Origin of the sequence: Legionella maceachernii, assembly GCF_900167045.1 — a bacterium.
In the GTDB taxonomy this organism is placed as follows: Bacteria; Pseudomonadota; Gammaproteobacteria; order Legionellales; family Legionellaceae; genus Tatlockia; species Tatlockia maceachernii.
This window is the reverse complement of sequence record NZ_FUXJ01000033.1, coordinates 1-8,434: the sequence shown is the minus strand read 5'-3', so window position 1 is coordinate 8,434 and position 8,434 is coordinate 1. Positions and strand designations below refer to the sequence as shown.

The window sequence follows — 8,434 nt, the reverse complement described above, 5'->3', positions numbered from 1 at the left end:
TGCTGATTGCTGATTGCTGATTGCTGATTGCTGATTGCTGATTGCTGATTGCTGGCAATGGTCCTGTTATCGGACTCTATGGGCAATCCATTTTTGATATCTAATAAATAGTTCATTCCCTGCACCAGCATCCTATATGTTATTTAATATTGAAAAACTATTTCAAATTATGATACTTTGTTACTGATTGAAAATCAAAAAAATTCCTTCAATTTTTATTCCTCAAACTTGCCCCAAACATTACGCGACAGTGACTAAAAAAATAGCCCTACCCTTCCACCTTAAGATGGGCCATTAACCAATCTGCTTCCTCTAAAGAGTCAAAACTTATCACCACCCTACCTTTTCCTCCATCATTAAAATGCATGTTAACTTTGGATGAAAGTTTTTTCGATAATTGTGCCATCCAATCTTTCGTTTTTTGTTCAAATTGGGGATCTAGAAAAAACTCTTGTTTATCTTCTGGCCTATTTAAGCGCTGAACCAATTTTTCAGTTTCCCTAACGGATAAAGACTTATTGATAATTATTTTTGCTGTTTCTGCTTGTTGTATACTCGACAAACTTAATAAAGCTCTGGCATGCCCCATTTCTAGTAATCCCATTTTTAACATTTCTTTTACTTCATCCGTGAGAGTAAGCAATCTAAGAAGATTAGTAACTGTTGTTCGCGATCTACCTAAAGTTTCAGCAACTTCACCATGCGTCATGTAACACTCTTCTATTAACCGCTGTATAGCTTGTGCTTCTTCCAATGGGTTTAAATCTTCTCTTTGAATGTTTTCAATTAAAGAAACTGCCATCCCGTTTGCTTTATTATATTTTCTGATGATTGCAGGGATTTTTTCTAATCCTACTATTTTAGCTGCACGCCAACGCCGTTCACCCGCAATAATTTGATATTCATTCCTATTATGATCTCTTTCTTTGACAAGAATAGGCTGTATAATCCCATGCTGTCGAATTGACGAGGCCAGTTCTTCTAGTGAAGCATCGCTAAAAAACTTTCTAGCCTGATTTTGATCTGGATAAATTTTTGATAAACACAGATCAATTGCTTCCAAGGATTGTATGTCATTTTTTAGATTAATTGGTTCAAAGGCAGGAAATTTCATATTAAACCGCCTCCATTTTAATTGGCTTCTCTAAATAATGTTGCTTTAATTTTTCTTGGGTTTCCAGAACAAATTTCTGCATGTTTTTAACATGCTCTTGATTATCTCCAGCTTTAGTATAACCTGATAGTTTTTCCCAATGATTAAGCTCTGCCTGTAAAGCGAATAATTTCTTTTCCCACTCAATTTGTTCATTAGATTCTTTTTCTTGAGAACCGTCTGGCTTAGATTCTTCCTTGAATTTATAATCATATTTTAAAGCACTAATAAAATATGGAATTGGATAAAAACCTGTGCGCTCTTTTTTTGCATATTTCTTGGTATAGTTAATCTTCTCTTGAATATATTCTTCTGAGTAGTTATTTATAATATTTTCTAATATAGACTCATTTAATATACCAAAAGTTACTTTTATTTCTTTATGCATCTTCTCATTTTCATAATCAATACAGCTGACTTCTGATTTTATTGTATTTTTTTTATTCTGGACTAACACCTCAAATCCAGTAATTTTTCTACCAACTCTTATTGGATCCAAACTAACAGCAAAATTAGCTCGATCATTAACCTCTTCTAATGAAGGCGAAATGACATTTCTTGTAAGTTCCCGCATACTTGGATATTTATCTTCAGGAACTCCTAAAATTTTTCTAAATGTATCTAACGAAATAATTTTATTTTTTTGTAAGTTAATAAACCGTGTACTATTTTCATAAAGAGCATGACCATATTTCGATTCAAATTCAGATTGCAGATCAATGTCAATAGTACCGTATATAGATGGATTAACTAGTAAATCAAGCATGATTTTATGAAAAGAAAAATTGATGGTATTATCCTGATAGAACGTAGGTGCACCATGTAAAACTCGTAAATTTAAAAAAGAGATATCTGTAGGTACCTTATCTTTCAATAAATTCCATTCTATTTTTAATGATGCCAACCCATCAATGGACTCTTTTAGATATTGGGTATTATTACTATTGAACTTAACTGCTTTTAACAGCTTAGAAAAAGGCATATTGCATTCGACAGCGACCGAATTTTGATGGCTATTTATGCGGCCATCTCCTTTTATTGCTTCATACAAAAGCACATTGACAATTTTCCGTTGCAATACACTCATTAAAGAGTATGCATGAATAATTGTTACATGTTTACGTATTGTTTTTTCAGCGAACATTACCCATTCCGTTTGGCCTTTTTTCTTATTTTTTCCTCATCATTCTACTCAAAATAGCAGCGCGTATTATGGCAGTTTGAGGGCCTCTTATATCAGGATATTCCTTTACAACTTCATTTCTCATATCAGAAAAAAAACATCGTTGCTTAAATGTCATGTAAATTTTATCAAATACAAAATTTTCACTATTCCCTTCTGCATTGAGTACCATTTCTTTGTAATCAGGATTTTCCTTTAACATTATGATGGCTTCGTTTACCCAATCAGTTTTCTTTTTTAAATTATATTTTTCAGAATTTAACAGAATTTCTCTGAGTGACTCTTTAATTTCTTTATTAATAGTAAATGTAATAATTTTCTTATCGTCTTCATTATTATTGAGTTTCAGTTTATTCATTTTAATCACACTTCCTGAGCAATTAGAGGAATTATTTTTTTAAAGCACTCCTCAACTGATTTACCATTATTCCATTGGACATTATTGCTTAACATATTCATTTGCTCGACGATGCTCTCGTGTAGAATGTTGCTTGAAACTAAGGCATCAAAGATAATTTTGGCAATATTGGGTTTTACCTTACCTAAACTAACATTTAATTGTTTACGTCCTCTTATTTCTTTTTTTGTAACTAACGAAAATTCAAGTTCTTTTTTTAGCTTAACAATTGCATCAAAGGATAGATTTTCTATGGCGGCCTTTAAGAGAACTTGTTGATGTTCTGCGTTTTCAACTGAAATAATTAATTCAATTAATTTTACATTCTCTATTTTTCCTTCAGCAATCGCCTGCTTTATCTCTGGACTAGCTTGCAAAATCAGGATATATCTTCGAGATTGTGTTATAGACATTCCCGTTAAACCACTTAATACTTTTGATGTTATTTTCTCGCTATCACTTTTTTCTTTATTTTCGTTTAAATACTCTTTAACAATAGCCTCAATACTCGCAACTCTTTCAGCAAGAGATAAGTCAACACGCTCATTATTCTCAATCCACTGTAGAACTCTTAACTTTGTACCAACAGGTCGTTGACTTGCAATTCTTGCAATAATTTCCTTTTTACCAGCAATCGCTGAGGCCAAGGTTCTACGCTCACCAGCGATTAAACGACATTTGTTCCCAAACCTGTATACAAATATGGGGTTAATTAACTGATCATCTAGTATAGTTTTTGCTAATGATTCAAGTGACTTCCAATCATTTTTCTTTTTTGCATAGTCAGGATCAGAAGGATCTATTCCATTCATAGCATCATGAAGAGTGAGGGCTAGTTCACGATTGTTTTCTGGATCAAGTTCTATTTTATCTAAGGATAATACTTCTATTGACAGTTCCCCAGCATAATCATTGGCAATCGCCAGTGTTCTTGATATGGCTTCCTTTGTCTCTCCAGTTTTGACTGGATTTAGTTTGAATTTACTAACCATAAGAAGCCTCCTTTTCTTCTATTTTGTTGTATACATTATGAAATACCCTGTCATATACATAAGAACACCATTTTTCACTCTCAATTCTAGCTAGATGTGTTTGCGGTAGGTTAAATACACAATTAGGTTTTGCATCTTCTACTACTAATTCTGAATAAATAGTTCTTTGGGCGATCGGAGGTAACAACCATTCTTCTGATTTCTCTATCGAACGCAAGTCATTAAGGAACTTAGTATGTACTGCTGTTTTACGAACTTGGTTAGGTAAAATTCCCGCTATTTTGATTGTGTCATCTTTTACTCTTCTAAGTTGCTCTTGTGAAATTGCTTGGATCATACCTATGGTTCCATTAATACCATATTGTTCTAGTTCAGTTGGCAATAGTCCATGAGTTGCTGCTCGCAACCCTGCCATTGTTAGTGGGCCAAACTGTGGATTCGTATCAATAATAACAAATTGGTAATCACTGTGGGTTGACAGCATTTCGGTAAATTCTTTAAGACGATTTATAACTTTTTCTTTTACATCAACTTTTAGAACACGTTGTGCATCTTCCAGTAATGAAGCAAAAGAAGGAAAACAATGTAAATTGTCAACCCATGTTGGATATGGATAAATAGATTTACCTATGAATATATCTGCAATACTACTAACACCATCCCAATGCGGATCATCTTCTGGTAAGTTATTCGGATCCCACTCTGGATGTGCTTTTGGCATGTAGCCAGTTGGGTGAGCTGGATCTCTTGTAGTTGGAATTAAGCTAGATGAAGAGTTGCCTTGCGGGTCTAAATCAATAAATGCCCCTTTCATGTTTTTACATTTAGCTAGATATTGTGCAAGAGTGAGAGCAATAGTTGATTTGCCAATCCCTCCTTTGTTCCCGGCTGTTGTAATTACTTTCATCCATCCCCCTTTACAATAAGGTGCTTTGTACTATTTGTTTTAGACTAACTTTATTGAAATGTATTTGCAAGCGGTAATTTGTACTATTATTTAAATTTTTAAAAAAAGAAAATATATATCTTTTTTCTTCTATTCATAGATTCATTAAATGAAATCACAATAACCTATTGATTTTAAAGTATTTATTGAATGATTATTGTGTATTTATTTGGGAGTGATTGTGTAGGTTTATGAGTTTTTCTGTGTAGTAATATGGGGATAAATTGGTCTTAAAATTTTATGTGTAGTTTTATGGGGTGTTATGGTGTAGTTATATGGTTATGGTGTAGCTTTATGGGATGCGCTTTTAACTTTTATCCATACTTCCTAATACCAATACCGGAAACTGCTGGCGGATACTGGATTTTTGGCGGCTAGATTTTTACCCTAGGAGCTTTAAAATTTTGATTGGCAACTCGTATTGCGAATTTTGTCAAAAAATATTCTGAAGTTTCTTTGGGTGTATTTGTTATTTGTATTCACTGCCCTACTCTGAAATAGGATGTGATTATCTTGATAGCTGAGCAATATTGTCAAAGTTCATGAAACTATACTTTTTGAATTTTGACGAATAATTTATTGATGGATTTTGATAATATGCTAAATTCAGGAATGGATATAAGATAATGTTATTTTTTTATGCTTTAGATTTCATTTTTAATTTTAAAATGAATAACTTTATTTACAATTAAAGAATTATACTGTTTGCGCACTTACGTCAGTGTATATGATTATAATTCATGTTAAGAGTATTGGTTATTAAGCAATATTTGTTAGTAATATTGGCCTACGTATAGAGGTAATCTGTTGTATCTGTCTTTACCCATAGCGAAGAATATATTGTTTGGCGGGTATTGATCGGTAGTGGCGGGGCTGAGATTGGTTCTTCTACTTAGTGCACAAATCCCTTTTTTTATAACTATGCGTTTTATTATCAAGACAAATGGCTGTATCGTTTAATATTTTTCAGTAACCTATTTAACAATAGCCCTATTTCTTTCACGGTATTTTTATTAACTCATTATTTTGATGGAATAGATTCATGTCTCTAATAAATTTATTCCTAATTTAAACAAGCTTTTTAAATGTTAAAACAATAACTGTACTAGGTGGATAGAGAATCAATTATTTGAAAAGTTAATTAATAGGGTTCCATCCTGATTTTATGATGGGTTAATTATCTTTAGGGTGATGTTTTTTTGTTTTAGGTCGTTTAAATTTTATTAAATTTAATCCAGATCTGTTTTTAAATGGCACTTTAAATTTCACGGGACCACTGCCATGGATTATCGATTTAATAAATTGTCCCCGGGGGATAATTTAGCTAACTTATTGATTATGAATAATAAAAATATAATATATTCTGTAAATCACGGTTATGGATGGTGTAGATTTATGAGGAAGAAAATTAACAAGGAAGGATTCTAACTTAATCGCAAAAACATAAACCACTATAACTTAAGTGATTAAATACGAAATTGGGGAGGAAAAAATTTGAAGAATCATTTATTATACAAAGCGACATCCATGTTAAGTATTTTTCCGTAACAGCAATACATTATAATTAAAGGTCTGAAATATTGGCGACTTATCATGGGTGATGCAATTGTGGCTGTAACGTAGAGGAATTATTATATGACTATTATTGATGCAAGACCTACCTGTTTTTATCATCCGATAAAAGTCATTTTTTTAGATGATAACCGAGCATTTTTGGATGCGTTAGATTTAGAATTTGGCGAAAAGCTTAATATACTAACACTTACAAGCTCAGATATGGCTTTTCATCTTATTGATAACGATAGTCAAGATGTCACCCAATCAATTTTCAAATTAATGAATGATGTTAATTTAGATACTACTAATGATCGATTTATTGGCTTTGATGTTAGTAAAATGTTAAATCTGATTTATAGTAAAGCAAGGTTTGAGCATGCACCATTGTTAGTTGTGGACTATCAAATGCCCGCTATTAACGGAATTGAATTTTGCAAAAAAATTAAAGAGAAAAAAATATTTAAAATTATGCTAACGGCTGAAGCAGATAAAGATACTGCGATAAAAGCTTTCAATAACGGTTTAATTGATAAATTTATACTCAAGACAAGTGAAAATCTATATCCAGAAATTACATTAGCTGTGGATGACCTAACTCAGCGCTATTTCAGAGAGTTAACAAAAAATATAGTTAATGCATATGAAAACTCCATTAATGATTTATTTGATAATGAATTATATCAACAATTATTTGCTAGTGTTCTAATACAAGCACAGGCTGTTGAGTATTATCTAGTTGATAACTCAGGTAGTTTTTTATTTCTTGATAAAGACGCCAAACCTACATGGCTTATCATTAGACATGCAAAAGAGCTATCTGAGCAATTAGATTTAATGCAGGGATATGAGCTACCTGAACAAACTATGGCTGCTGTTGTAAAAAAAGAGAAAATATTGTTCTTGTTATCAGAAAAAGAATATAAAAAACCAATATCTGAGTGGATTAACTATTTATTTGATGCGCAAAAGCTAGATAACAATTACTACTACAGTATTACCAAAGATCATTTAACTGATTCTTTAGATTGGGGAAGAGTGGTTTCATATTCCTCATATCTAGCAGAGAGATAATTTGTCACAATTATTCATTAAAAAGAGATAGAAAATAATTTTCAATCTTTGAAGTCTGCTCACGTATAGCGCTCATGGAATATAAAAATTTTTCCATCTGCTTTTGGTTAATATCAACGGTATCCATTGACTGTGAAATTGTATTCATGAAACTCGAAGCAGATTTTGTCATGCTGTTGATGATAACAATTGAGTTTAAAAAATCGTGTTTTAATTTATCTTTATCCGTAGAGTTCATGTTAAATTCCCGTGTGCAAATTGAAAAGGTGGTTCTTTACCAACAATTGTTTTAATCCATGGCACTTGGCGAAATCGATCTCGCGAATGACCAGTGGCAAGATGAACGTCAATAAACCCCTTATCAAAAAGGAGTTTTGCGCAATCCTCGCCTCTAACATTGTCTCCTAGATCTGAATCAATATAAATAAGAGTATTCTTACAATAATTATTTATTTCATTTACGAACTCATCAAATGACGAATAGGTTGAAATACTTTGTCCAGCCTCTTCAGCCGCAAAGATCCAAGTCATTCGCATCATTTCATCATCATCAATAAAAACCACCGTATTTATAAGTTCTTTCTCTGGAGTCTCAATAATTTTAATATAAGGTACATAAGATTTTGGTATGATTTTAACGCCAATATTTTCACATCGATTTCGTATAGCAATATCTTCAAAGCAACTTGTAACTAAAATAGCTTTACCATTTAAATTAAGCTCTTCAATCACATCTAAACCATTTTTAACATCAGCGAGCAACTCATAATCCACTAAATATAATATTGAAGTTTCTGGATCAACTTTATACTGACCTAAGTCGATCGCGTTATAAAAATGAAACATTTTAACGTGTGAAATATTTGAAAACCGTTCATTCCATGCGTCATGGATGGATATATCGTCATCTAATACGACAATATTAGTACCATACCTAATATTCATTGAGTCACAGAACCAACTAGGGGGGTTAGACCGAATTAGAGTGATATGAATTTTTGTCCCAACTTTTTCTTCAGAGTGAATATACATTGAACCATTGATCTGCTCTAAATATTGTTTAGCATAAGATAAACCAAAACCAGCACCAGTTTTCTTATTAAAGCTAAATCCTTGCTCTGTAACCTTTGGCAAG

General features: G+C 32.2%; 8 protein-coding genes. 1 reads left to right on the top strand and 7 read right to left on the bottom strand.

Annotated elements, in window-relative coordinates:
- Positions 1 to 268: 268 nt before the first annotated feature.
- From B5D33_RS16190 to B5D33_RS16170, 5 genes are read right to left on the bottom strand one after another with little or no spacing between them, the layout of a single operon-like run.
- Positions 269 to 1,114 carry a ParB/RepB/Spo0J family partition protein gene (locus tag B5D33_RS16190; protein WP_058453024.1) on the bottom strand — a complete coding sequence of 282 codons (846 nt, stop codon included), beginning with the start codon at positions 1,112 to 1,114 and terminating at the stop codon, positions 269 to 271.
- 1 nt (position 1,115) lies between these two features.
- A complete protein-coding gene (locus tag B5D33_RS16185) occupies positions 1,116 to 2,297 on the bottom strand; it encodes a replication initiation protein (protein WP_058453023.1) in 1,182 nt (393 codons plus the stop codon).
- 25 nt (positions 2,298 to 2,322) lie between these two features.
- Positions 2,323 to 2,694, bottom strand: a complete 372-nt coding sequence (locus B5D33_RS16180; RefSeq protein WP_010655311.1) for a hypothetical protein — start codon at positions 2,692 to 2,694, stop codon at positions 2,323 to 2,325.
- A gap of 5 nt (positions 2,695 to 2,699) precedes the next feature.
- Complete coding sequence (locus tag B5D33_RS16175; RefSeq protein ID WP_058453022.1) at positions 2,700 to 3,725, bottom strand: ParB/RepB/Spo0J family partition protein; 1,026 nt, start codon at positions 3,723 to 3,725, stop codon at positions 2,700 to 2,702.
- The gene (locus tag B5D33_RS16170; RefSeq protein ID WP_010655313.1) at positions 3,718 to 4,632 is read right to left on the bottom strand and encodes a ParA family protein; all 915 of its coding nucleotides are present in this window, start codon (positions 4,630 to 4,632) and stop codon (positions 3,718 to 3,720) included. The genes B5D33_RS16175 and B5D33_RS16170 overlap by 8 nt, the downstream gene beginning before the upstream one ends.
- Positions 4,633 to 6,306: 1,674 nt before the next feature.
- Here B5D33_RS16170 and B5D33_RS16165 point away from each other — a divergent pair.
- Positions 6,307 to 7,299 carry a response regulator gene (locus B5D33_RS16165; protein WP_058453021.1) on the top strand — a complete coding sequence of 331 codons (993 nt, stop codon included), beginning with the start codon at positions 6,307 to 6,309 and terminating at the stop codon, positions 7,297 to 7,299.
- A 10-nt stretch (positions 7,300 to 7,309) separates the two neighbouring features.
- Here the strand turns inward: B5D33_RS16165 and B5D33_RS16160 are convergent, their stop codons facing one another.
- Together B5D33_RS16160 and B5D33_RS16470 are read right to left on the bottom strand one after the other, a co-directional pair.
- Positions 7,310 to 7,537, bottom strand: coding sequence for a hypothetical protein (locus B5D33_RS16160; RefSeq protein ID WP_019350432.1), 228 nt, complete (start codon positions 7,535 to 7,537; stop codon positions 7,310 to 7,312).
- Positions 7,534 to 8,434, bottom strand: a 901-nt coding sequence (locus B5D33_RS16470; protein ID WP_139364763.1) for an ATP-binding protein, incomplete at its 5' end; no start/stop codon positions are given. The genes B5D33_RS16470 and B5D33_RS16160, both read right to left, overlap by 4 nt.